Consider the following 24,461-nt stretch of genomic DNA (forward strand, 5'->3'; position numbering starts at 1 on the left):
CTGGCCCGGCGATAGCCCCCTCGCCGGAAACAGGGCGAGATCGAAGCTCCATCATCCGGGATAGCGTCATTGTCGGTGCAACCGCTTCGGGGTGTGGTTGCACCGGTACACCAGGACAGTAACGTATCAGGAGGCCTAACAGAGCCCGACGGCGGCGAGTCGTCCCACGCATGGTCTGCTCTTTTGTAGTGGCGCTCGAAAGACGGAGCGCGTCTCTCGTGATCACGAGACGGCTGTCCCGTCTCGAGCGAGTTCGGGGACAGACTCCGACAACGGTTTCGCGGCAATCGACGCTACGTCGGCACCACATTTATGCCGGTCAGACGACTTATGAGTAGCAATCGGATGGAGACGATCGATCAGTCGAGCGGGCGGACGAAAGCACGTCGGGCAGCCACTGCGAAACGCGGACGCTGGGCGCTCGAGTCGAATGCCGACACCGTCGTCGAGGACGTGCCAACAGAGAGCGCGGTTGTCCGACGAGCGGCGACGAACGGCCGCCTTCGCGTGTACCGGCGAGAGCTGGGCCTGTTCGGACTGCAGTCGCGGAGCAGCCACCGGGAACGGAACCCGCTGGTTCCGCTCGCACGATCGCAGTCCTGTCCCGGTGGGGGGGCAAGCCTGCATTGCTGGAGCGGTCCCGGTCGTGTGGGTCGGCCCGATCCAGCGGTCGACGGATGGAACGGTCCTCGACGAGTGCCGGCCATCTGTTGGCGGACTCTATCGACATATCGTGGACCGATCCGAAAGAAAGATCCAGGGCTAGTACCGTCCCAACCGTCGACTGACGGGTCGAATCGAGCGACACCGCCAGATTCGACTCATCAGTTCAGGCTTGGCCCGCCACTAGCCGACGGCCGGGATGTGACGGGTCGAAGAATCGACCAACACGAGCGAACGGCGACCGACCCCACAGCAAGACAATGACCGACACAGATGCAATCCACCCCGAGCCGGCACAACTCCTGTTAGTCGAAGATAACCCGGGTGATGTCCGTCTGACCGAGGAAGCGTTCGGACAGGGGCGGAGCGAGAACGACCTCCACGTCGTTTCGGACGGTGGCGAAGCCCTCGACTTCCTTACTCGGCAAGACGAGTACGCGGACGCGCCGCGACCGGACCTGATTCTGCTCGATCTCAACCTGCCCCGGACGGGCGGCGAGGAAGTTCTCAAAGAACTCAAAGACGATCCCGAACTTCGTCCGATCCCGGTGATCGTCCTCACCAGTTCACAGACCGAAGAGGACATCACACGATCCTACGAACGCCACGCGAACGCCTTCCTCACGAAGCCGGTCGACCCGGACGAGTTCATCGAGACGATCCGTGCCTTCGAGACGTTCTGGTGTACGGTCGTACACCTGCCGCCAGAGGTCGACGAGACATGAGCGATCAGAACGTCCCCCACGGAACCAACGAGGAACCCGAAACGGACGGACACGCCGACGTCGACGCCGAAACCCTCGAGATTCTCCTGATCGAAGACAATCCCGGCGACGCGAGACTGATCGAAGAGATGCTCGAGGGGACCGAGGAACTCGCTCAGCGTATCGATCCGACCGAGGAGACCAAACGAACGCCCGAGATCACCCACGAGACCCGACTCGAGGACAGCCTCGAGACCGTCGAGAGCACCCCCGTTGACGTAGTGTTGCTCGACCTGAACCTGCCCGATAGCACAGGGATCGAGACGCTCGAGGCGACTGGCGAGGCGATCGACGAGGCGACTGACGCGACGCCGATCGTCGTACTGACCGGCGTCCGAGAGCAGGAAGTCGGCGTCAAGGCGCTCCAGCAGGGTGCACAGGATTTTCTGGTCAAAGACGAAGTGACAAGCGAGTTGCTGGTCCGGACGATCTATCACGCGATCGAGCGTGCTCGCCAGGACCGAAAACGTCGCCGCCAGCGGGCGCAACTCGAGTCGATCAACTGGCTCAATCGGATCGTCCACGACATCACGCACGCGGTCATCACGACGGAGACGCGGGCCGAACTCGAGCAACGGGTGTGCGATCGCCTCGTCGAACCAGACGCCTACCGATTCGCCTGGATCGGCGGTATCAGTCCTGGAAGCCACACCGTCGTCCCCAAGGCCGCTGCCGGCATCGAACGGGGGTATCTCGAGAACGTCGAGATCAGCATGGACGAGAACGAGTCGACCGGGCACGGGCCGGGTGGAGCCGCAATTCGGACTGGAGAGGTTCAGGTGACAAACGACATCGAAACGGACGCGCGTTTCGAACCCTGGCGCGAGGAGGCGCGAAAACGAGGATATCGGTCGATTGCAGCGATTCCGATCGTCCACGAAGATCTCGTCTACGGCGTTCTCGGCATCTACGCGTCGTCACAGGGTGCGTTTTCGCAGGCGGAAACGACGATATTCTCCCGGATCGGTGATGTCATCGCACACGCGATCACGGCCATCGAACGCCGCGACGCGCTGGTCAGTGACGCCGTCGTCGAACTCGAGTTCCGGATAACCGAGATGGCAGAGAAACTCGTCGAACTGTCGGCAACAGAGTCGTGTACGATCGAGTTCGAGCAACTCGTTTCGGGTGACGACACCCTGTTGGCCTACGGCTCGGCACAGGGCGTCTCCGAGGAGACGTTCCGGAAGACGGTCGAGGAGACAGACGGGATCGACGCCGTCCGGTTTCTCTCGGTCAGACGCAACGAGTTCGAGTTCGAACTCGTCTCCCCGGTCGCAGTTTCCCTGTTCGAGACGATCGCAACCCACGGCGGCCGCGTCGAGTCGGCCACGATCGAGGACGGTGAGTTCCGATTCGTCGTCGAACTGCCTCGTGGTCGGGACACCCGGCAGTTGATCGAACTCGTCCAAGAGCACCGACCTGACGCCACGTACCTCGCACAGCGAACGACCGAACGGAGCGTCTCGGACGACTCGAGTTCACACTCCGTGCTCGAGGAAGAACTCACCGAGAAACAGCGGGCAGCACTCGAGACGGCCTACTTCGCGGGCTACTTCGACTGGCCACGCGAGAGTACTGGCGAAGAGATCGCCGAACGGCTCGGGATCTCACCAGCGACGTTCAACCAGCACCTCCGGACAGCGGAACGGAAATTCTTCGATTCGGTTCTTGGGGAATGACGCCCGGGCAATCGAGGTAAGTGTGTAGTTCGAAAACGGCCGAACGGGTCGCTCTCAGACGAATTTCTGTAACTAGTTACCGCCGGTCGCCAGGACGGAGTCGGCGATCGGTGGGAATTGACGACAGGAAACCGTATGATACGGTCTCCGGTCAGTCAGTTCCGGCGCGACCGCGCGCTCTTGCGGTCGCGTCGGTACATCGGGACAGCAGTCCGTATCAGGCCTGTCGAGGTTCCGTCACGGACTGGTTTGCTTCGGCGACCGAGCGGCTGCTGATGGCGACGATCACCATCGAGAGGCCGGTCACGAAGAGGCTGACGCCGACGAGCAGACCGACTGCCCACACCGAACTGGCCGGCAAACCAACCCAGATGAGGGTAGCCAGAACCAGCGAGAGAAGGCCGCTCGCAGCGATAGACGCCCGTCCGGGCTGATCGGCCATCCGTGTGGTTATCCACAGTTCCACGACGGCGTCGACCAACAGGTACGCGATCGCAAGCAGTGTCAGACTCGTGAGGCCGAGTACGGGGTTTACGAGCAAGGTCACCCCGGCGAGTACCGAGATGACGGCGAGTGCGACCTGCCAGAGACGGCCGTTCCAGCCACGAGCCGTGAACGCGTGTGTCCCGTGGACGATCCCGGCAACGACAAGTATCGCTCCGATCGCGATCGTCACCGAAAGTCCGGTGACAAACGGGAACGCAATCGCAAGCAGGCCGAGCAGGCCGACGACGCCGCCAGCGATCGTGAGCGTCTTCCAGCCACGCTCGAGAGTGTAGCTTGGCGTTTCAGCACCGGTCGTAACAGCGTGTACTGGTGTCATCGAACACTGTACGCGGCGAACAAACATAAAACAGATTCGCGACTCGGGAGTATATCGGGAAACCGTACTGGTTCGAAACCGGCTACTTCTCCTCGACGTGACGGACTTCGCAGGCGACGCCGCGCGTGCTCTCGGCCATCTCGCGGCCGAACATCTCGGCGCGACCGACGGCGAAAGCGTTCGGTCCTTCGACGACGACCTCGTCGCCGACTCGAATCTCCCCGTCGGCGTCGACGACGCCCGGCGCGAGGACGCTGCCGTGGGGAACGAAGCCGTCGATTTCGACGCGTTTGACCGGCGCATCGCTGTCGACCCAGCGGCGGGCCCCCTCGAGGGTAAAGGAGAGCGTGCCATACTGGGGCACCATCGTCGCGAGCTGGGTGTCCTCGCGGTTCCGAACCTGGATCTTCGGGTAGCGACTCGTCGTCTGGATCGCCTCGAAGAGTTCGTCTCCCGCGCCGTCGCCGAGCAGGTAGTCGGCGATGGCGCGGACGGTGTTGTGCTCGCGTTCGCGCTTCGAATACTTGAGTTCGCCCGACAGCGCCTCGCCGAGATTCGAGAGCGCGTCGTCGTCGGTCGGGTGGCCACCCTCGGGAATCGTGTACGTGATATCGAGGTCGCCGTCCCACGAGTCTTCGACCCGTTCGACGATGTCGCGATAGCCCTCGTCTGGGACGTGTGCGACGACGTAGGGGTAGGTGTCGGCGTTGCGCTCGAGGTAGCGTCGCAGGCTCTCGACGACGAACTCTTTCTCGTCTTCGGACCAGCGACCGGTAACGACAGTATCGTAGTGTTGGGCAGGATACGTGGTCTCGAGTTCCTGGGGCACGACGCCGATCGGGCTGGTCATCGAGACGACGTGGCCGCGCCACTGGATAACGTCGTGGAACTGGCGGTAGCTCTGGGACTCGCTGTAGGGTTTGGTCGCCGAGCACGGGACGAGCACGAGCGGGTTCGCAAACCGGTTGCGGTACCGCGTCGTGACGCGATCGGCGAACCGCTGGATCTCGACGCGACGCAGTGCGTCCTTGGTCGCCGCCGACAGCTGGGCGTCCCGAAGAATCGGCGTTCGCTCCTCGAGATACCCCCACTGCGAATCCAGTTGGCGCATCGCCGCAGTGAGCCACTGGTCGTGGCGGGCTTGCCCCTCGAGATAGTCACGGAGGCGACCGTCACGAATGCGACGGCGAACGATGCCGAGTTCGGCCTCGAGTGCCGCGCGGTTGTGTTCGGCGCAGTCTTCGTGGGTGAACTCCTCCCGGGGTTGCTGACAGGCTGAACAGGAACAAGGGAGTTCTTCGAGATCCTCGAGGAAGTACGCTTCGTCCGTCGTCAGATATCGCCCTTCCGTGCCTTTCACGACGGCGGCAGTGGCGTCGACTGCGTCGACGCCTGCGTAGGCAAGCAAGGCGACGTTTCGCGGCGTCGCGACGCCCGAAAACAGCAAGGCGGTGTCGGCCGGGATCGACTCGCGAACGTTCACGACCGCCTCGACGAACGCCGCGCCGTGGTTCGTAATCGACTGGACGTCCGAGACGGCGTAGGCGTCCGTACCCTGTTCTTCGACGTGTTCGCTCGAGACGACGGCGACGCTCGGGTAGTCGACATCGGGATGATCGACCGCGAACGACGCCTGGATTTCCTCGGCGGTGCCGCCGGGGAACGCGCGATGCGGGAGAACGGTGAGTTTCGACTCGTCGCCCTCGGGAACGTCGCGGTCGCTCGACCAGAGCGATCCTGCGTCCTCGAGGAGATCGTCGACGAGCGCGGGCGTCGTCCGGGCGTCGTCGAGTCGCAACTCCCCGACGCGAGCGGCCCCGTCGCGCTCGTGTACTTCGAAGTAGTCGGTCATACCCGATATGGGTAGTGGCGAGCGAAAGAGGCTGTCGGTCGTGGCTCGCTGGAGGGGTACTGCCACGCCGGGGTGCGGAGGTTCCGATCGAACAATGCTGGCCCCAGCCCTACAGTTGTTCGCGTCGACGGTCGCCTATGGTCCGACTCTCCACGATCGTGATCCTTGCTGGCATCGTCTTCCTTTTCGTCCCGATCCCCCCGATCGCGACGATTACGGGCGTGCTGGTAATACTGCTCGGAATCGTCCTCAGACTTGTGTTCGGACTCTGACCGAGCGAATCGTCTTCGTCGAATGCACCAGTACGCTTATCCTCGTCTTTTTCCTCGACTTCGACATGCAGCGGCCGGGGACCCACTCACGACGAGTGTTCCTGCTCGCCAGTGGGTCGACAGTAACGTCCACGCTAGCCGGCTGTACCGGGACCAGCGACGACCGCTCCAGCGTCCCGGTACCGCCGAACGACGCCGATCCGCTCGAGTACGTCTCCGTCGAGGACCACCAGCTCACCGTTAGATGGGTCTCTACCAGCTGCGGCGACGGTGTCGGTGAGTCGGAAGAAGACACCATCAAGCAAGTGCGCGTGACAGGAACCATCACGAACCCGACCGGACGACCGCTCGAATACGTCTCGGTCGAAGCGACCGTCTACGACGCAACTGGGACGCGACTCGGGACCTATAGCGACGAGACGAACGGACTCGCGGCCGACGCCACCCGGGAGTTCGACGTACTGGTACTCGAGGACGCCGGCGAAGTAAGAGAACACGACCTCGAACTCGTCGACGCGTCCTGGTAGCGTCAGCAGCGGCCGCCGGTCGATAGAACTGTTCGTCGCCGACTTCGTTTCGGCGTTCGGTGCGACTCGAAGGCGACGAGCCGTATCAGCTCCCGCTACACGCGCTCGAGGAACTGCCCAGTTGCCGACGTATGGCCGCGGTTGAACGAGAGGACTCTGAACTGGACGACATCGCCGACCTCGAGGTCGCCAGGGAGGTCTTCGACGAAGACGACAAACCCCTCGATCTTGCAGACAGCCTGGCGGTCACCGGAGTGATGGTCGGAGAAGTCGATGACGCCTGCCTCGTGAACGTCACCAATCTCGACTGGTGGCTCGCGCGCCTGTGCCTCGCGGTGGCGGTCGTAGGATTCGCTACGTTCTCCCGACCCGCCGCGGAACCATCCCACGAACCACGAAGCGACGAGAACGGTCAGGATGAGAACGAGAACGACCACGATGACCGCGAGGACGAGCGACGCTGTAGCGAGCATGTCACCGCCGAGCATATCACCACCGATCATGTCACTACGGGTGTACTCCCCTCTCTTTGCTGTTCTGGTTCGCTACGCAGCGGTTAGATCGATCAGTTCGACGCCGTCGGGAAGCCTCGCGAGCACTTCGGACGGCCAGCCTCGGTGACCGAGCGCCACGTCCGTCTCTGGGTTGGTCTCGACGAGTCGACAGACGCCCTCGGCCGCTGCCTCGAGTGCCGCGCGATCCGTCCGCGCGGGGACCTCCGCCGTGAGCGGATAACTCTTCGAGAGTGCCCGCGGAAACGGCCCGAACGGTGGCTCGACGCGCCAAGAGCAGTCGAAGTCGTCGCCCCGCACCGGTTCGCCTTCCGTCAGGAACAACGAGTCGGGCGTCTCGAGACGTGCGAGACGCCGGTGGTGACGCAGGACCTCGGGTCGGCGGGCGCTCTCGTGAGAGGTGTAGAAGAACGCACCCTTCGAGACGGGATCGACCTGCTCGAGTTGTGCGGCATGATCGAGCAGCGTTCGGTAGCCATCGAGCATCGTCGGGTGGGCGCGGGCCCGCTGCTCGACCAGTTCCAGCAGGTTGCCCGCGCGGATCGCCTGCTTGATCCGGCGGATCTCCGCGAACGTGACGTGGAGGTTGTGTGCCGCGAGTTCCTCCTCGCGATCTCGATCGGATAGTGAGCGGAGGTCGTCGGGCGAGTGGCTCGTACAGACGGGGCAGGAACACGGGAGATACTCGAGGTCCGCGAGCTGGCGCGTGCCACGGACAGTCAGATATCGGTCGTCGCGCGCATAGAGGGCGTACGCAGCGGAGTCGAAGAGATCACAGCCCATCACGACGCCGAGTGCAAACATCATGGGGTGGCCGGCTCCGAACAGGTGGACGGGTGCGTCCGCCCCCAGCCCGCGTTTCGCGGCGGCGACGACGTCGATCATATCGTCGTACCGGTAGTCGTTCATCAGCGGGACGACGGCACCGACCGGGAAGACGTCGAGGTCGGTCGCGTCGGCGTGCCTACCTGCCTCCTCGCGTAGGTCAGGGTAGGTCGAGCCCTGGACCGGCGCGGAGACGAGCATGTCGCCGGTGTCGACGTCCTCGGCGACCTCGAGTCGTTCCTGGGTTGTCCCGAGTTCGTCTTCCGCGCGCTCGCGAGCGACGTCCGGTGGGGTGGGGATGTCGACCGGCGTGCCGATGTCCGACCCGATCTCGTGTTGAAACTCGAGGATTTCCTCGGTCGTGACGTCGATATCGCCGTACTCCGAGAGTTGGAACGAGCCCGAATCAGTCATGATCGCGCCAGGGAAATCGAGCAGTTCGTGGAGCCCCTCCGCTATGGCCTGCTCGCGGACGTCTTCGGTGCCGTGGATGATATAAGAGTTGGTGATGAGAATCTCGGCACCGAACTCCTCGGCGAGTCTGCGGGGGCTGATCGTATCAAGGTTCGGGTTAATCACCGGCAGAAGAGCCGGCGTTTCGACCGTCACGCCCGCCCGTGGAACAGTGAGCTCGCCGATTCGCCCACCGGCGTCCGTCTCCCTGAGTTCGAAACACTCACGCATCGACCGAGTATTAGCGACCACGGCGGTAAGGGTTCCGTTCTTCGAAAAGAAGCACACGGCTGTAGCAAGCAGAGCGAAACGCCCCTCGAGTATAATCTCTTCGAGCCGACGACAGCAACGCCCGAATTCGACGACGGACAGTCGAAACTGCGACAATCGAGGCGTCGAGCGTAGCGGGCCTCAACACCGACGACGAAGGCGATCCAGCCGAAGACGACGGCCACGTTCGACGAGGAAGACGACGAACTGTCGATCGAAACTCACGGTTCGCCCGACGGCAACTCCCTGTCGACAGCACACGTTTCTAGATCGGATGGCGAGGTGCGGACATCGATCGAAACCGGCAGTAACACATCGTTCAGAGACCGGTCCGATTAATGCAGCGGCGATCGCAAGCAAAACATCGATTCACGACGATTCCAACGGTCTCGCCGGTAATGTCGGCAGTCACCGACTCGAGGAAGATGAACTGCCGATTAGTCCCACGGGTGCAGTCACCAACTATCCGTTTCCCTGGGGTTCCGGCGGACATTCCCGAGCTAATTCCGTAACAGTCTCACCGTTTTAGCCGCAGAACGGCTGTAGGTCGGGACGCATGGTTTCACGACCACAGAAGCTCGGTGTCGTTTGCGTCGCGCTGATGGTTGCACTCTCGGGAGGCCCCGCCCTCGCCGGAGCGACCTCGAGCGCCAGCGCGGCCGACGACGCCGGAGACATGAGCGCAACATTCGAGAACGTACAGGTCCAGACACTCGAGTTCGACGACGCCACGATCGACGACGCCACCATCGAGGAACTGAACGTCGACGAACTCGAGATGGACGCCGACGACCTCGAAGACGAGCTCGAGGAAGAAGACGACGAGTTTGAGGACGAAGACGACGAGCTCGAGGACGAAGACGACGAGCTTGACGAGGAGAACGGCGATGCTGACGATCTCGACACCGCAGAGGACGTGTCGTTCTCGAACGTGGAGTTCGAAGAACTCGAGTTCGAAGACCTCTCCTTCGAAGATCTCGAGCTCGACGAGGACGAAGAAATAGACGAAGCCGACGACGAAACCGACGAGCACGATCTGATCGACGAGGAAGCTGACGAACTGACCGTCGAGGAGCTCACGATCGAGACGATGGATGCCGAGCAGATGGCGATCCAGGACCTCGATGCCGACGGTAACGGTGTGCTCGATCAGATCGCTGACTTCTTCGAGGGGTTGTTCGACGATGACGACGAGAACGACGAAGTCGAGGGCGAGGACGAAACCGACGAAGTCAACGAAGAAGAGAACGACGAAGTCGAGGGCGAGGACGAAACCGACGAAGTCAACGAAGAAGAGAACGACGAAACCGACGAAACCGACGAAACCGACGAAGTCAACGAAGAAGAGAACGACGAAACCGACGAAACCGACGAAACCGACGAAGTCGTCACTCAGAAGATCGGCCAGCTCACGTTCGAGCAGTTCGACGTGGAGTCGATTTCGATCGACTCGATGACGGTCGACGAACTCCAGGAAACGGACGACGAAGCCGATGACGTCGATGACGAGAACGACATCGCTGACGACGAAGCCGATGACGTCGATGACGAGAACGACATCGCTGACGACGAAGCCGATGACGTCGATGACGAGAACGACATCGCTGACGACGAAGCCGATGACGTCGATGACGAGAACGACATCGCTGACGACGAAGCCGATGACGTCGATGACGAGAACGACATCGCTGACGACGAAGCGATGAACGACGAGCTAGACGTCGAAACCGAAACTATCTCCCAAGCGACGTCCACAGCGATTTCGATCGAGAACGTACACGCCGATACGATCACCCTCGACGACATCCAGGAACTCGAGGAACTCCCTGACGACGAGGAAGACGGTGAGATGGACGACGACGAAAGAGACGACCAGATGGACGACGATCAACTCTCGATCGTAGGCTGAGCTGTGCGAACGTACCGTGCTCGATTTTTCTTTCTCGACCGTTCTGGAACGGACGACGAGCGCACACAACCCCAGATTTTTCGAGAGCGTCGTTATTGGTTCTCGAGTAACCGATAGTACGAAACCGCGAGCACTGCTCGTCCGTCGCGGAGTTCGCCGGTCCGGATCTCCTCGAGCAGGTCCTCGAACGGGCGCTGTCGGACGCGGATGGTCTCGTTGTGGTCGAGATCTTGGTCTGTGGTCGGTCGGCAGTCGCGGGCGACGAAAAAGTGCATCACCGAGTCTGCGATCCCGTTTGCCGGTTCGACGGTTACCAGTGGCTCGAGTTCGGCGGCCTCGTGTCCAGTCTCTTCCACGAGTTCTCGGCGGGCGGCAGTCTCGAGGTCGTCGTCTTCGGGTTCGGTGCTGCCGACGGGGAGCCCGCGGTTGACGCGGGAGACAGCCTGTCGCCACTCGTCGATACAGACGACGTCGCCGTCGGGCGTAAACGGCAGGATGCAGACGCTTGCCGGCTCCGAGACGTAGTCGAACTCGGTTTCGGTGCCGTCCGGGAGGCGAACGGATTCGTTAACGACGTCGAAGCCTGGGCACGTGTAGGCTACTCGTTGGTCCTGGCTCTTCCAGGCGAGTTCATCGGTCATACCGGCTGTAGAACGCAGACCGTGAAAAACGCCGCGTCGCGGTTTGGTCCCCATTCGAGTCCGCCATGGAGGGCGTTCTCGAGATACGTGTCGCGTTCGGAGTGTCGGCTGACTCGTACTATCTCTATAACAAAACCACGAATCGGTGAACGTCGATATTCAGAGAGTGATCCATGGACGAACTAACTGGGTTTCAGCGTGACTTGCTGTACGTCATCGCAGGGAAAGATCGCCCGTCCGGACAGGAGATTCTCGACGACATCAACCACTACATCGATCAGCCGGTGACACACGGTCGGCTGTATCCGAACCTCGACACGCTCGTCGAGAGAGAACTCGTCGAGAAAGGCCAGCTAGATCGGCGGACGAACTACTACGCGCTCACCCCGAAAGGACAACGGGCGCTCCAGCGCCGTCAAGAGTGGGTCGACCAGTACGTCGACGTGTAGCTCCCGACGGTCTTTTCGGTGCGACCAGACGAGCGAAGCGACGGCACTCCAGGGAGGAGACGGCCAGCAGTCGGCGTTACTGTCGGCTCCGTCGTTACCGGTGAGCGCTGTCCGTGACCCGTTCGTCGCTGTAAGTGCTGGCTACTATTCGTCTTTAGTTAAGACTCACACCTCGGTTGCGTAGCGGTAGCGAGCGTCTCTTGTAACACTGGGCGTTGCTGGTGGATCTTCTGTGCGTCGTCGATCAGTCGGTCAAGCAGCGGTGGCGGCGAGTAGCCAAGATATTCGCCAAGTTCGTGGAGGATGAGCTGGGCGTGCGACCGGAAGGTCGCCGCCCAGCGTTCCGGCGGAAACACGATCTCACCGTCCGCCTGTTCGGTGACCAGATCGAGCAATTCACGACTCACGAGCAGTGACGGCAACGCCGCGTACAGCAGAATTTCGACAACATGCTTCTTTGTCGTGTCGAACTCGTCCAGTTCGTACTGCGTCTTCAACTCCCGAAACAGCAACTCCACCTCCCACCGACACCGATAGATCGTCCCTAGATCCGACGGCAAGAACTCCTCTCTCGGGAGATTCGTGATGTACAGGTGGTAGTCGTCGGCGTCCTCTTTGCGGACGCCGACGACGCGAAACCGTTTCGTATCGCGTGATTGCGTCCCGCCGTACGGTCTTCGGTCGAACTCGGCTTCGACTTCCACGTCGATGTACTCGCGGTGCAGATCATCCACAACATCGTGGATCTGCTCACCTTCCAAGGGAATGGCGCGGGCGCGCCATTCCCGTAATTCCTCCGTTACGACCGGATTTGCGCTCTCTTTCAGCCGACTCACGAAGTAGCCGTCGTTCTCATCGATCAACGCGAAGCGGCGGTACTTGAAGTAGGCTCGGTCGAACAGAACGAGCCGATCTTCGAGCCACGATCCTGTGTGAAACAACGTGCTGTCGTGCGTTTTCTCGTCAGTCACGTCGAGACGTTCTATCGTCTGCTTAGTGGCATTGTGGAGCAGGTGGAGCTTCGCTCCAGCCTGCTCCTCCTTGCGAGCTTCGTACTCATCGGCAAGGAACTCGTGCAACCGCAGGACGGTTCCATCAGCGATCATCACGTCCTTGAATCGGTCGATATCGGCGTCAACAGTGTCAGGGACAGCGACCTCGTCGAGGCCACGCTCGACGAGGTCGCGGAAGTACTCTGCGGGAGACGGCGTCAACCGGTGATAGAAGCCGCCGGGAGAGATCGTCTCATCAGCTGTCGAGTTGTAGCTGCGTCTGAAGCCAGCGAGTGTTCGGCTTTCGCCTGCGGCGAAGCCGAACACGAATGCCCAGACGAAGGCAGGGATCTGGAGCTTGCGGTCGCGTTCGATCACGCCGAGTTCCTCGGCGTGCTCTTCGAGGAACTCAGAGGGAAACAGTGTAGTGAGCCGACGCATAATCCGAGATGAGGAGGCATTGGTGGACACAGCCGTTGCCTCCTCATTCCTCTCGAAAAGATGTCTCGATAAGCCGCTGCTGTCACGTGGTTCTTCGCTTAGCTAAAGACGGATAGTGCTGGCTACTGACGAGAGTGGCCTCTCGAGTGGGTGGAGGTGGGGAAGGATTGCAGTCGGTGAACGGACGCTGAATTGACGGTTGCCACGTCCTGGGGGACGTGGAATCCGGCCATCGGAGACCGACGAGTGTAGCGTTCGAGGTACTAACCCGCACTCGAGGGAAATCGGCGGCATCTCGGAAGACTTGTCTTCCGACGGTTCCGCGAGAGTTTCTCGTTCGCTTGATACTGGGAGGAGCTCTCGTTTCTCGCTGTAGTGCTGTGGCCCGGTCGAACTGGCCCTGTCGAAGAGCAGGTCATCGCCGTGCGAACCACCGATGGTTCGCCATCTGTCGTGGTTTGGGACAGAATTTCACGGTGGTCGTCGCGATCCATGGTATGACGGACCATATAACAGCTATTGCGATAGCAATCCAGTCTAGTACCGTCCCAACCGTTGACTGACGGGTCGAATCGGGCCACATCGCCAGATTCGACTCATCAGTTCAGGCTTGGCCCGCCACTAGTCACCGGTTGTGGCCGTCGGACCAAGCTTACCGCTTGACCCGTGCCTGAAGACGCGGGGATGCACTTGTGGTGATATCAGTCTGCGTCGTCCGCTTCTATACTGGGCTCCTCCTCGCCACCAGCGGGATCTTCGTCTTCTTCACCTTCGGGTTGGACGCCGTTCTCTTCGTCTTCCGGTTCGTCGGCACAGCCGGCGACGAGTATCGCCGACGCGGTTGCTCCGGCGACGCCGAGTAGCCGGCGTCGCGTTCGTTGGGTATTTCTGCCCATAATTCGCTACGGAAACTACTCGACGCTCGACGGTGATAAGCCGACAGCCGACACTCGCGTGTCGGTCTGGTCGACGACACCTCACCGCTTGACGTGACGGTGTATCGCGTCCAGTCGACGAGACCGTGTCGGTTCACGTGATTCGCGCCCAAGGGTTCAAATCCGCTCGGCGACAGCCACTGGTATGGAGATGGAGTTTGCCGTCTCGCGGGACGGAACCACGCTCGTAACGTTACACGAGGGAAGCGACACGACTGCAAAAGACGAGGCACAGACGGAACTAGAAACGACTCTCGAGGAACTCGCTGCCGACGGTTCGATCACCGACTGGACGGTGGTCGACGCCGAGGTGTACGAGCCGCCGACCGCGCCGTTCGACCCGTACACGATCTCTGTGTCGTTTACGGCCACGGTGACCGTCGAAGCCGACGGCGAACGGCGAGCCGTCGAAGCCGGTGCCGCCGAGATCGACGAGGCGCTCGAGGACGCTGGCGTCGAACCGGTGTCGTACACGGCTTCGCCGACGGCGGCGGCGGTGTGAGGGCATCGGCGGGAGTATGCTGTAACCGTCCGTCTTATATCGATACGCGACGAGGACGACCTATGGAGATCGACCTGCGATTCTTCGCAACTTTCCGGGACGCCGTCGGACAGAAAGAGCGGAGCCGCGAAGTCGACGACGAGACGGTTGTCGGCGACGTTCTCGCCGGCCTCGAGGCCGAGTACGGCGGACTCGAGGGGGAACTTCTCGAAGACGGAACGATTCGAGCACAGTTGAGTGTCCTGAAGAACGGACGTGACGTTACTCATATGTCGGGAGCGGACACGACGCTCGAGGACGGAGACGTGCTTTCGGTGTTCCCGCCGGTTGCGGGCGGCAGTCGCTGATCGAGACGATCGTGGTGGTGCCACTCGGTCGAAGTCGGAGTTGAATTTTGGAGCCAAAGTCAAAGTAGAAGTTAAAGTTGAAGCCAAAGCTGGCGCCCATTTCGAGAGTGATTTACGGTTCGAAACTCCGAGATTGAACTGATACCGATGGGCACCGATATCGAGAGAAAGCAACGGGACGAGCAGTCATCGAAGGACGAAGACGCCATCACGTTCGGGTGGGATGGCGTCCGAGTGGGCTTTCTCACTTGTCTCCCGGTTGCACTCGGCGTCGGCGGCTACGGGATTGCGTTCGGTGTCCTCGCGAATCAGGCTGGGTTGAGCGTCGCCGAGGCGACGCTGATGAGCGGCGTCGTGCTGGCGGGTGCGTCACAGATCGTCGCGATCGAACTCTGGGCGGACCCGATCCCGGCCGCGACGATCGTCGCAACTGTCTTCGCGATCAATCTCCGGTACTCGCTGATGGGGGCAGCGTTGCAGCCGTGGTTCAAGCAACTCTCCTCGAGGAAGGTCTACGGCAGCCTCTTTTTTATGGCCGACGAGAACTGGGCGCTGACGATGCGCGATCTCAGGAGTGGGAGCGGTCGAGGCGCGTTCCTGCTCGGCGGGGGCATCGCGATCTGGGTCTTCTGGGTCGGTGCGACGCTCGTCGGTGCCGTCGCGGGCGGGGTCGTCGGAGATCCAACGCGGTACGGAACCGACTTCATACTCGTCGCCGTCTTCGTCGCGCTCGCGGCGGAGCTCTGGGAGGGGCGGCCGTCGCTCGTTCCCTGGCTCGTCGCGTTCGGCACGTCTCTCCTGGCGGCTCAGTACCTTCCGGGACGGTGGTACATCCTGCTTGGTGGACTCGTCGCTGCGGGTGTCGAGGTGATTCGGTATGATCGGTGACGTCGAACTCCTGCGACTCGACCCTGCCGTCGTCGGGATCATCCTGGCGATGGCCGCCGTCACGGTCGCCGCGAAAGTCGGTGGTATCTGGGTCGTCCGACGAATCGAGGTGACCGACCGACTCGAGGCCGGACTCTCCGTGTTGCCCGGTGCGATCGTAATCGCAGTACTAGGTCCGGAGCTCGTGGCTGGCGGACCCGCAGAGTGGGCAGCAGCAGCCGTCGTCCTCGTGGTCATGTGGCGGACGGCGAGTATCCTGTTGGCTCTCTGTGCGGGAGTTGTCGGGGTCGTTGCGTTCCGGGCGCTGCTGGCCAGCGTCGGGATGGTGTGAGACGGATTGCTGTCCTGATATCCCGGCGTGACCGCAGGAGCGCGCGGTCGCGCTGGAACTGACTCACAGCAAACCGTCTCAGTCAGCCGCTCCGGTGGGAACGAATTTACTCTCGGCGGACGAACGATCGGTATGACGATTCGGATCGAGCGATCCTTTCGCGGGATCTCCGAACGGCTCGCGGTCCGGTACCTGACGAATCTGGGCGGCAAGCAGATCGACGACGACACCGTCGAAGACGAGGACGGGGCGTGGTTGGCGACGCTCTCGAGCGATACCGTCGAGATCGGTCCGTCGCTGACGCTGACGGAGATCACTGTCGTCTTCGAGGGCGACGAGACGGAACTCGAGGAACTCGTCGACGATTTCGCCCAGAAAGCGATGCGGGCGGGTGGATAGGATGGCTGCCCAGCCGATCGAGGGGCAGGTGCTCCTGCTTACTGCGGCGAAAGCGAGCGTCCCATCGAATCGGTTACCAGCGCTCGTCGAGCGGGCGCAGGATCTCTTGTGGGGAGAACTCGAGCGGTATCGCCGCGAGTACGAACAGGTCGCCGTCCGCAGCGAGAGCCACGGGCCGACGGCGCTCGAGGCGTTTCTGGTCGAGTGGGGCCACTGGGAAGCGATCGGTGGACGGGCAGGGTTCGACAGCCGCGAGCGCTCCGCAGTCAGGCGAGCACACGAAGAACAGTTCCTCCGGATCGGTCGTCGTACCGGCCGCGAGGCGGAGTTCGAGACGGCACTCGAGATTCGTGAACCGGTGCTTATCGGCGTCGGCGGAGGATCGGATCGGGGGGACGGCTGAGACGGGGTTGGAACGGGGCCTTCGGGCGTTGGGGTCGTGGTCGGCGGGTGACAGCGGTGACGACGAGTCGACGACAGTGGCCCAGCGAAGAACCGTCGGTTCCCCACCGACGTCGTCGACAGAACTCGTTCGAGAGGGCCAGAACTATAAAGATCGCGTTGCTCTTTGGGGCAAGCACTGAGACGATGCCTATCGATCAAGAAACCGAAATGACTCGCGCGGAGGTCGACGACTTTCTGAGTCGTCACGAGACTGGCGTTCTCTCTCTTGCACGCGACGACGAACCCTATTCTATTCCGATCTCGTACGGCTACGACGACGAAAACCAGCGCTTCTACGTACGACTCGTTTCGACACCAAACAGCGAAAAACGATCGTTTCTCCACTCGACACCCGAGACTCGCCTCGTCGTCTACGACGACACCGGATCGACGTATCGGAGCGTAATCGGAAAAGGAACGCTCGAGAAGATCCCACCTGCAGAGCTGACGCCCGATCAAATTGCCCAGTACGGTGAAGCGAGACGGCCGTTGTTCGAGATCTGGGCACAGGGGAGAGACGAACTCGACATCGAACTCTACCGTCTCGAGCCGGAGACACTCGGCGGACGCCGGATCGTCGTCGACCGAGGAGAGTAGAAAGTCGCCCGAAACGGGGATCGAGTCGAAGTGAGTGTTTTCGAGCGCCGCTAACCAGTGTGTTGCTCCCCGGCGAAGTCCGTTGGCGTGACTGCAGCACCACAGACGGGGCAGCCGTGGGTGAGGGTAGCTTCCCGCATCGACTCGTTGACTTCGATTTCTTGCCTACACTCCGGGCAGGTGAATTCGTATCTGCTCATGTCAGTGTTCGCGGCCTCGTGGTAGCTCGGTGAAAGTGTATGTTAGCTACGCTTTTAGCTATGCACCCACTATATATAGGACTCGCGTTCAGTTCCGGAGTCCGGTAGCACCCAAAGAGTTCTTGGACCACGAGTTAGTCGCCTCCGTGGTCGAGGATCACGTTCAAGAGTTTCGTCTGTGCAGCCGCGAGGTGTTCGGTGAACGTAGTGCTCGTAATATCGAGTTCGTCGGCGACTTCGCCTGCATTCGCTCTCTTTGGGTGCTCGAAGTAGCCCATCCGGTGGGCTGTCTCGAGCACCTCGAGTTGCCGTGCGGTCAGCGTGCTCCGGTCGACGAAGACGAGGTTCTGTTCGGAGTGATCTTGCTGGGACTGGAGGAGTCGCTGGACGTCGATCGTCTCACACTGGCGTTGCAGTTCGCTGATGATCGCCTGGAGCGTCTGCATGTCGGGTGTGTGGAAAGTAATGAAAAGCGACTCCTCTGTCGCACGGACGTCGACGACCGGACAGTCGAATTCTTCGACGATTTCGCAGGGACAGCCCCGACCGAGCTCGCGACCGAACCGGTAGCTGGAACTCGAGCCGTAGGAGAAAATTTCCGTCAGCTCGATGTCGTCGACGCTCGGCTCGGCACTGGGATCGTCGGGTTCTAGAAGGAACTCCTCAGTAACGCGGTCTGGTGCGCCGGGATCGACGCTTTTCGAGACCGAAAGAACGGTTCCACTGGCGTCGGCAGCCGCGTCCGCGACGACACAAGAGGGAGGATCGTCGATCTTGATTTCGGCGCGGATACCCGAAGTCATCGTACGCTACCGATGGGGGTGCCTCCCTGGTAAACCCTCGGTCCACGGAGCCGTCGAATCAGGGGTCGTGTCAGCATCTATCGTGACAGGCACACACTAATCGGCGAGTACGACCGGTAATAACCACATAATCCACAACCCGATATAAAGAGCCCTGTATTTATTGGGACTCATTTGGAGGGGGGACGGTTGCTAGTAGAGAGTGAACGATGTCCGCTACGAACCTAACGACGCAAGGATGGCCGACCGAAGACGAAACCGCCGACCTTCCGAGCGTGCTCGCCGCGCTCGAAGACGACGCCTGTCGGACTATTCTCGAGGCGACGAGTGAGGAAGCTCTGACCGCGACGGAACTCTCCGACCAGTGTGACATCCCGAGTTCGACTGCCTACCGGAAAGTCGAGAAACTGACCGAGGCCGGGCTTGTCGAGGAGAAAGTCCGCATCAACACGTCCGGCAAACACGCCACGGAGTACTGCACGGTGATCGACGACATCGTCGTCACCGTCGCCGACGGCGGCGTCGAACTCGAGATAACCAGAGCCGACACGGAATCGACCGTCGGCTCGATGCCCTCGATCGCTGGCGACTGATCGCCCGACACGCCTACCGGCACTGCTCGGGTAACGTCGTAGCGGATGTCTCGAGTACGGCCCGGTGGAAGGTGGGGCCCTCGTTTCTGGAGTCGTTCTGTACCCGCACGGTCACTCGTCGGGCCGCCTGGAGCGTGAATCTTCGAGAACTCGCTCGCCGACACCGGCGAAGTATCGACGAAAAACTGCGTAGCCGATCGACACGACGAGCATCGTAACGACGAGCGAGTGGATCGATCCCTCGAAGACGAACAGTGCTGGGACCGCCAGGATGCCGGCGAGGGCGAGATCGCCCGGTGAGCCATCGTAGGCGACCCAGCGTCGCGGCTCGAGCCAGCGGCCGTGATAGTGGCTGTACACCGCGCGCCGCGAACTACCTTCCCAGGGTCGGGCCGCGAGACCACCGCCGACGTGATCGGATAGCGCGTGAGCGGCGGCCGACAGGAGAAAGACGGCGACTGCGACGGTCGCCGTCGTCGGCACGAAAAAAGCGACCAACGACACCGGGAGGGCGAGCACCCAGTAGTAGACCGGAAAGTGCAACGTCTTGCGATGACGTGCACAGACGTCGAGGTCGGGAAAGAGACCGCCGACAATCGCCGCGATAGCAGCGGGAACGGCATACTCCGGCGTCGTGGCTGTGACGGCCGCAGCGAGGACGAGTCCCACGAAAACGTGGGTCGTGGCCATCATACGCCGCGGAATACGGACGACAACGATTTATGCTCGTCGAAATGTGCCGTGACCCGACCTCTCGAGCCGTCGTCTCGAGAAACGAGCGTCGACGTAGTTCGACGAGGGCGAACGCGAGCGTGCGAGCGGACGTGTGGGAAGCGTGCCGGCCGATCAGACTGGCCCGGACCACGGTTGCCCCAGCCTCGATAGGCAGCGACGCGATCGGTCGAACCGTGCCCCGGTTTCATACGGTTTACTGTAAGTCAGTTACGGCACAACCGCGACCCGGGCGGCGGTTGCGCCGGTAAATCGGTACAGGAATCCGTATCAGTCGGGACAGCGTCCCGCTCGCCTCGTGTCAGTCGTCGCCGGGAGCCGCCGCAGCGCCGTCGCTACTGACGCCCGTCCCGGGACCGATTTCGATTTCGAGTGCCTCGAGTTTCTCGTCCGGGACGACGCCGTCGACCCAGCCGCGGTAGTCGTAGTACTCGGCTTTCATCTCCTCGAGTTCGCAGTACTCGCCGTCACTTGCACCTTGCCCGGGGACGCCATCCTCGAGGAACCGCTCGGGGAGCGAGTCGTCGTCGCCGTCGAAGCCGACGAGGTTGTTGTAGTATCGCTCGAGGTTGTAGACGCGTTCGCCGGCTTCCATCAGTTCCTCTTCGGTGACGTCGAGACCCGTCATGCCGTTGTATTGCATGACGTACTCCTCGATGCCTTCTGCAAAGGCATTGAACTTGCAGATGTCGAAGGAATCGCTGATGGCGTGGAGATCCTGGAACTCCGCAGTCAGTTCGCCTTTGCCTTCCCACGCGTATGGATCGACTTTCTCGGGGATGCCGAGAATTTCAGCAGCAGGGGTGTAGCCACGGAGGTGACAGGCACCGCGGTTCGAAGTCGCGTAGCCGATTCCCATCCCTTTCATGCAGCGTGGGTCGTAGGCGGCGATCGTCTGGCCCTTGACCGCAAGGGAGTTGTCGTGGGCTCCGACCTCGTCGGCGACGCGGCGAGCGCCCTCTGCCAGCAGGTCGGCAAGCTCGCCGTCGCGGTGGGCGATCCTCTCGATCATCTCGATCATCGTTTCGGTATCGCCCCAGTCGAGCCCGTCCTCGAGTTTGCCCTCCTCGGTCATCTCCATGGCCATCGCCATCATGTTGCCCGTGTCGATGGTATCGAGGCCCATGTCGTTACAGCGGTCGAGCATTACCGCGATGTCGTCGCGTTCGGTGTGACCGGAGTTCGGCCCGAGCGCGTACGCCGATTCGAACTCGTAGGACTCCGTTCGAACGTTCATCTCCTCGCCTTTGTGCATCGCCTGGACTTCGACTTCCTTCTTACAGGCAACCGGACAGGAGTGACATGTCGGCTCGTCGACGAGGATGTTCTCCCGGACGTTCTCGCCACTGATCCGCTCGGAATCGAACTCGTCGTCGGCGAACCCATCCTCGCGGGCGTCCTCCGTCGAGGTGTACTTTCCGTTACGGGTCGGGAGACCGGACATCTCCTCGGTGAGGTTCATCAGAACGTTCGTCCCGAACTGCGAGAGTCCGCCCTCGTTTGGTGCAGTGACGTCGGATTCCTGGATCGCCTGCATCGCCTGCTGGTGGCCCTCCTTGAACGTCTCGGGATCGGCCGGCTGGGGCATTTTCGTACTCGATTTGACGACAATCGCCTTGAGGTTCTTCGAGCCCATCACACAGCCCGTTCCGCCACGGCCCGAGGCACGGTCGTCTTCGTTGATGATACAGGCGTAGCGAACCTCGTTCTCGCCGCCGGGACCGATCCCCATGAAGCTCAAATTCTTGCCGTAAGAGCCGTCGACTTCTTCCTCGAGTCGCTCTCGCGTCTCGTGGACGCCTTTCCCCCAGAGGTCGGAGGCGTCCCGAAGTTCGATGTCGCCGTCCTCGACGACGGCGTAGACGGGGTCGTCGGCTTCACCTTCGAACAGCAGACCGTCGAAGCCGGCCCACTTCAATCGTGCACCCGACCAGCCACCGTGGTGGCTGTCGGTGACGGTGCCCGTAAGTGGTGACTTCGTACAGACCGCGATCCGGCCGCTCATAGTTACCTGAGTCCCGGACAGCGGGCCGTTCATGAACGCGAGCAGGTTGTCCGGTCCAAGCGGGTCCACGTCTGGCCCCTGTTCGAACACGTACTTTACCCCGAGCCCCCGTGCACCGATGTATTTTTTCGCGTCGTCCTCGTCGATCGACTCGTAATCGATTACCCCCTCTGAGAGGTCGATGCGAGCGACATTGTCCTGGAAACCGCCGAGTTCTGTCATAGTAACGTCTCGTCTTTATCTTCGTTCTCCAGCGTGTTAGATATTGCCAACGTTCTATAACTGGTTCCAGTTACGCCAGCCGATTGTCACTGACCGATGGACGTGGCCACTATGGCACGTAACCGTCCAGTATTCGTCGGGTGGCAAGTATTGTCGATTCGTAACTGCTCCCGCCCTGCACGACGTCACAGTAACAACGCAACGATCGCCAGAACGATAAAGACCAACACGAAGATTCGAGCGATTTCCATCGAGATACCAGCGACGCCGCGTGCGCCGACAGCTGCCGCGATAACTGCCAGAACGAAGAACACGACCGCCCAGTACAAGAAGCCGTCACCGGTCTGTAACGGAGACGCGAACTCGAGCATACGTCAGCTATCACGACCGGAGTCATAAACGCCGAGGACGGTTCGCGCGGCTAACGGCGGACTACAGTTCACGAACAGCGAGTAAGATCTGGTTCTCGAGAGCGATCACCCGTCTTCGAAAAAGGCACGACAGAGTTTCGCCTCGGCCGATCGCAGGTGCTCGTGGAACGTCGGCCGCGAGACGTCCATCGACTGGGCGAGTTCCTCGCCGGTCGTCGGTCGCGGCCACTCGAAGTAGCCGCCGAGATAGGCCCGCTGTAGTGCGGCGAACTGGCGGTCGGTGAGATCACTCTCGAGAACGGCGGCGAACTCTTGTCGGCTTCGACCGTCCCGATCCCGTTGTTGGAACGAACGAACGTCGGTCCGGTCGTACCGGTCTTCGGCGGCCTCAACGATCGAACGGACGTTCGCCGACCGCGGAATCTCGAGGGTCAGGACGGCGCGTCCGTCTTCGGCTTCGATCGCTTTCGTTCGGACACCACGCTCCGAGAGCCAGGCGACGGGGTCGGCCTCGCCGGCAAGCTCTGCAAGACACCTCTCGTCGCGGTCGACGACTACCCGGCAGTCGACGTCGTCTCTGGCCGCGGCCGCGTCGGTGAGTTCGTCGACGTCGCCAATCACGGTAAACAGCGACGATGTCTCCGACCCCGATCCCGAACGGTGAACGGATCGGCGGTACTCGAACCGACAGTCCGTGTCGGCCGCAAGCGCGGCGGGAGCGACGGCCTCGTCTTCGATCTCGAGGTCGACGGCGACGACGGCGTCGGTCTCGAGGACACGGCTGGTTTCGCGCGCGTTGACGCCGCTTGCGACGGCACGAGCCAGTGCAGAGAGAACGATCGACTCTCGGTCGTCGACCTCGCGGTCGCCATCGACGTGAACGGTCAACACGCCGTACTCGATGTCGTTGTAGAAGAGTGGGAACGCGGCCAACGTCGTCCCGCCGGCGGTGTCGACGGCGACAGCCTCGTTCGGGAGCGTCACCGCGGCTGGATGGCCGGCGTCGGTCGAGATCGGGTCGGGCGAGACACCCGCACTCGTCTTGATCTCGATCATTCCTGTCGCCGGGTTCCGTTCGCCGATCCACGCCCCCTCGTAGGCGTCTTCCGAAGCGATCCGATCACAGACTGCCGTCTCGAGTTCCGAACGATCGGTCGAGCCGGCGACCGCGGCGGTGACATCTTGGACGAGTCCCTCGACGCGATCGAGGATGTACTCGAGTTCCTCGGTTCGGCGCTCGAGGGCAAGTTCGGCCTCCTTGCGCGCGGTGATATCGTTCTGGAAGCCGACGTAGTTGGTGACCTCGCCCTCGTCGTTGCGGACGGGTGCGATCGTCACCTCGTTCCAGAACTCGGTGCCGTCTTTCCGGTAGTTCTTGATCTCGACAGTGACCGGGTAGTCCTCGTCGACCGCAGCCGCCATCTCGGCGATCGTCTCCTCGTCGGAGTCGGGACCCTGGAGGAGCCGACAGTTGCGGCCGACGACGTCGTCGTAGCTGTAGCCGGTGATCTCCCTGTAGGCGTCGTTGATGTAGACAAGCGGGTTGTCCTCGCGGTCGGGGTCGGAGATCGTGATCCCGACGGGTGCCTCGTTGATCGCCCGCTCTTTGACAACCCGGTCGTCTGTTGGCTCGAGCCCGATATTCGACCGGAAAACGATAGTCGTGCCGTCGTCGTCGCGGTGGACGCGCGCATCGTAAGGAGTCCTCTCGAGTTCGATTCCCCGAGCCGTCCCGACGGTCGTCTGGTCGATCGCCGACTGGAGGACCGACCACTCATCTAGCACGGTCCCTGGCTCGACCGGCACGTCCGGAACGCCGAGTGTCTGGCGTGCCGCCTCGTTTGCGTACGTAATTTGGCCGTCGGCAACGGCGACGACGGGATCGACGAGGTGCTCGAGCGCAGCCCTCGAAGGAGAAACGCCCTCCTCTACGGACTCCGCATCGATATCACTCATGTGCCTCCATAGGAAGGCCGCGACAAAGAACCATGGTGGTCCGTGCGACGCCACCCCGAAC

Annotated in this window: 27 protein-coding genes; 14 read left to right on the forward strand and 13 right to left on the reverse strand. The window is 61.7% G+C overall.

Annotated elements, in window-relative coordinates:
* Window positions 1-923 precede the first annotated feature (923 nt).
* Both NATGR_RS05090 and NATGR_RS05095 read left to right on the forward strand, forming a co-directional pair.
* On the forward strand, window positions 924-1,388 hold the full coding sequence (locus tag NATGR_RS05090; protein WP_005581625.1) for a response regulator: 465 nt from the start codon (window positions 924-926) through the stop codon (window positions 1,386-1,388).
* The gene (locus tag NATGR_RS05095) at window positions 1,385-3,109 is read left to right on the forward strand and encodes a bacterio-opsin activator domain-containing protein (protein WP_005581624.1); all 1,725 of its coding nucleotides are present in this window, start codon (window positions 1,385-1,387) and stop codon (window positions 3,107-3,109) included. The genes NATGR_RS05090 and NATGR_RS05095 overlap by 4 nt, the downstream gene beginning before the upstream one ends.
* 217 nt (window positions 3,110-3,326) lie before the next feature.
* Here NATGR_RS05095 and NATGR_RS05100 read toward each other — a convergent pair whose 3' ends face one another.
* Together NATGR_RS05100 and arcS are read right to left on the reverse strand one after the other, a co-directional pair.
* Complete coding sequence (locus tag NATGR_RS05100; protein ID WP_015233350.1) at window positions 3,327-3,932, reverse strand: HdeD family acid-resistance protein; 606 nt, start codon at window positions 3,930-3,932, stop codon at window positions 3,327-3,329.
* Window positions 3,933-4,014: 82 nt separating this feature from the next.
* Window positions 4,015-5,784, reverse strand: coding sequence for an archaeosine synthase subunit alpha (gene arcS / locus NATGR_RS05105; protein ID WP_005581622.1), 1,770 nt, complete (start codon window positions 5,782-5,784; stop codon window positions 4,015-4,017).
* 137 nt (window positions 5,785-5,921) lie between these two features.
* Here arcS and NATGR_RS05110 point away from each other — a divergent pair, with 137 nt between their 5' ends.
* Both NATGR_RS05110 and NATGR_RS05115 read left to right on the forward strand, forming a co-directional pair.
* Window positions 5,922-6,056 (forward strand): hypothetical protein, encoded by a 135-nt coding sequence (locus NATGR_RS05110; RefSeq protein ID WP_005581619.1) that lies wholly within the window; start codon window positions 5,922-5,924, stop codon window positions 6,054-6,056.
* Between the two features lie 65 nt (window positions 6,057-6,121).
* On the forward strand, window positions 6,122-6,583 hold the full coding sequence (locus NATGR_RS05115) for an FxLYD domain-containing protein (RefSeq protein WP_015233351.1): 462 nt from the start codon (window positions 6,122-6,124) through the stop codon (window positions 6,581-6,583).
* 95 nt (window positions 6,584-6,678) lie between these two features.
* Here NATGR_RS05115 and NATGR_RS05120 read toward each other — a convergent pair whose 3' ends face one another.
* Together NATGR_RS05120 and tgtA are read right to left on the reverse strand one after the other, a co-directional pair.
* Entirely contained in the window at window positions 6,679-7,086 is a 408-nt protein-coding gene (locus NATGR_RS05120) for a TRAM domain-containing protein (protein WP_005581617.1), read from the reverse strand.
* Window positions 7,087-7,128: 42 nt separating this feature from the next.
* The gene (gene tgtA / locus NATGR_RS05125) at window positions 7,129-8,604 is read right to left on the reverse strand and encodes a tRNA guanosine(15) transglycosylase TgtA (RefSeq protein WP_015233352.1); all 1,476 of its coding nucleotides are present in this window, start codon (window positions 8,602-8,604) and stop codon (window positions 7,129-7,131) included.
* 595 nt (window positions 8,605-9,199) lie between these two features.
* On the opposite strand from tgtA, the gene NATGR_RS05130 reads away from it, so the two are divergent.
* Entirely contained in the window at window positions 9,200-10,552 is a 1,353-nt protein-coding gene (locus NATGR_RS05130) for a hypothetical protein (RefSeq protein ID WP_049887768.1), read from the forward strand.
* Between the two features lie 92 nt (window positions 10,553-10,644).
* Here the strand turns inward: NATGR_RS05130 and NATGR_RS05135 are convergent, their stop codons facing one another.
* A complete protein-coding gene (locus tag NATGR_RS05135) occupies window positions 10,645-11,193 on the reverse strand; it encodes an NUDIX hydrolase (RefSeq protein ID WP_005581610.1) in 549 nt (182 codons plus the stop codon).
* A gap of 173 nt (window positions 11,194-11,366) precedes the next feature.
* Between NATGR_RS05135 and NATGR_RS05140 the strand changes: the two genes are divergently transcribed.
* Window positions 11,367-11,642: a PadR family transcriptional regulator gene (locus NATGR_RS05140; protein ID WP_005581609.1), complete on the forward strand. Its 276-nt coding sequence runs from the start codon at window positions 11,367-11,369 to the stop codon at window positions 11,640-11,642.
* Between the two features lie 158 nt (window positions 11,643-11,800).
* Here NATGR_RS05140 and NATGR_RS05145 read toward each other — a convergent pair whose 3' ends face one another.
* Both NATGR_RS05145 and NATGR_RS05150 read right to left on the reverse strand, forming a co-directional pair.
* Complete coding sequence (locus tag NATGR_RS05145) at window positions 11,801-13,075, reverse strand: IS4 family transposase (RefSeq protein WP_015233354.1); 1,275 nt, start codon at window positions 13,073-13,075, stop codon at window positions 11,801-11,803.
* A gap of 701 nt (window positions 13,076-13,776) precedes the next feature.
* On the reverse strand, window positions 13,777-13,971 hold the full coding sequence (locus NATGR_RS05150; RefSeq protein ID WP_005581604.1) for a hypothetical protein: 195 nt from the start codon (window positions 13,969-13,971) through the stop codon (window positions 13,777-13,779).
* Between the two features lie 190 nt (window positions 13,972-14,161).
* On the opposite strand from NATGR_RS05150, the gene NATGR_RS05155 reads away from it, so the two are divergent.
* The 7 genes from NATGR_RS05155 (at window position 14,162) to NATGR_RS05185 (ending at window position 17,518) form a co-directional block, all read left to right on the forward strand.
* Entirely contained in the window at window positions 14,162-14,512 is a 351-nt protein-coding gene (locus NATGR_RS05155; RefSeq protein ID WP_049887847.1) for a hypothetical protein, read from the forward strand.
* Window positions 14,513-14,574: 62 nt separating this feature from the next.
* On the forward strand, window positions 14,575-14,859 hold the full coding sequence (locus NATGR_RS05160) for a ubiquitin-like small modifier protein 1 (RefSeq protein WP_005581599.1): 285 nt from the start codon (window positions 14,575-14,577) through the stop codon (window positions 14,857-14,859).
* Window positions 14,860-15,006: 147 nt separating this feature from the next.
* Window positions 15,007-15,747 (forward strand): AzlC family ABC transporter permease, encoded by a 741-nt coding sequence (locus tag NATGR_RS05165; RefSeq protein WP_005581597.1) that lies wholly within the window; start codon window positions 15,007-15,009, stop codon window positions 15,745-15,747.
* A complete protein-coding gene (locus NATGR_RS05170) occupies window positions 15,737-16,078 on the forward strand; it encodes an AzlD family protein (RefSeq protein ID WP_005581595.1) in 342 nt (113 codons plus the stop codon). Before NATGR_RS05165 ends, NATGR_RS05170 begins: the two co-directional genes overlap by 11 nt.
* A gap of 132 nt (window positions 16,079-16,210) precedes the next feature.
* Complete coding sequence (locus NATGR_RS05175) at window positions 16,211-16,477, forward strand: hypothetical protein (RefSeq protein WP_005581593.1); 267 nt, start codon at window positions 16,211-16,213, stop codon at window positions 16,475-16,477.
* A 1-nt stretch (window position 16,478) separates the two neighbouring features.
* Window positions 16,479-16,880, forward strand: a complete 402-nt coding sequence (locus tag NATGR_RS05180) for a hypothetical protein (RefSeq protein WP_005581592.1) — start codon at window positions 16,479-16,481, stop codon at window positions 16,878-16,880.
* Between the two features lie 185 nt (window positions 16,881-17,065).
* On the forward strand, window positions 17,066-17,518 hold the full coding sequence (locus tag NATGR_RS05185; RefSeq protein ID WP_005581590.1) for a pyridoxamine 5'-phosphate oxidase family protein: 453 nt from the start codon (window positions 17,066-17,068) through the stop codon (window positions 17,516-17,518).
* Window positions 17,519-17,568: 50 nt separating this feature from the next.
* On the opposite strand, the gene NATGR_RS18755 is transcribed toward NATGR_RS05185, so the two are convergent.
* On the reverse strand, window positions 17,569-17,718 hold the full coding sequence (locus NATGR_RS18755; RefSeq protein WP_005581587.1) for a DUF7560 family zinc ribbon protein: 150 nt from the start codon (window positions 17,716-17,718) through the stop codon (window positions 17,569-17,571).
* 134 nt (window positions 17,719-17,852) lie between these two features.
* Window positions 17,853-18,521 (reverse strand): helix-turn-helix domain-containing protein, encoded by a 669-nt coding sequence (locus NATGR_RS05190; protein ID WP_005581585.1) that lies wholly within the window; start codon window positions 18,519-18,521, stop codon window positions 17,853-17,855.
* Between the two features lie 209 nt (window positions 18,522-18,730).
* Between NATGR_RS05190 and NATGR_RS05195 the strand changes: the two genes are divergently transcribed.
* Window positions 18,731-19,114, forward strand: a complete 384-nt coding sequence (locus NATGR_RS05195; protein ID WP_005581583.1) for an ArsR/SmtB family transcription factor — start codon at window positions 18,731-18,733, stop codon at window positions 19,112-19,114.
* Between the two features lie 111 nt (window positions 19,115-19,225).
* On the opposite strand, the gene NATGR_RS05200 is transcribed toward NATGR_RS05195, so the two are convergent.
* The 4 genes from NATGR_RS05200 to NATGR_RS05215 form a co-directional block, all read right to left on the reverse strand.
* The gene (locus tag NATGR_RS05200; protein ID WP_005581582.1) at window positions 19,226-19,807 is read right to left on the reverse strand and encodes a hypothetical protein; all 582 of its coding nucleotides are present in this window, start codon (window positions 19,805-19,807) and stop codon (window positions 19,226-19,228) included.
* 340 nt (window positions 19,808-20,147) lie between these two features.
* Complete coding sequence (locus tag NATGR_RS05205; RefSeq protein WP_005581581.1) at window positions 20,148-22,073, reverse strand: aldehyde ferredoxin oxidoreductase family protein; 1,926 nt, start codon at window positions 22,071-22,073, stop codon at window positions 20,148-20,150.
* A gap of 185 nt (window positions 22,074-22,258) precedes the next feature.
* Window positions 22,259-22,444: a DUF1328 family protein gene (locus NATGR_RS05210; protein ID WP_005581580.1), complete on the reverse strand. Its 186-nt coding sequence runs from the start codon at window positions 22,442-22,444 to the stop codon at window positions 22,259-22,261.
* Between the two features lie 105 nt (window positions 22,445-22,549).
* Complete coding sequence (locus NATGR_RS05215) at window positions 22,550-24,400, reverse strand: bacterio-opsin activator domain-containing protein (RefSeq protein ID WP_005581579.1); 1,851 nt, start codon at window positions 24,398-24,400, stop codon at window positions 22,550-22,552.
* Between the last annotated feature and the right edge of the window lie 61 nt (window positions 24,401-24,461).

The organism is Natronobacterium gregoryi SP2 (genome assembly GCF_000230715.2).
Lineage (GTDB): Archaea > Halobacteriota > Halobacteria > Halobacteriales > Natrialbaceae > Natronobacterium > Natronobacterium gregoryi.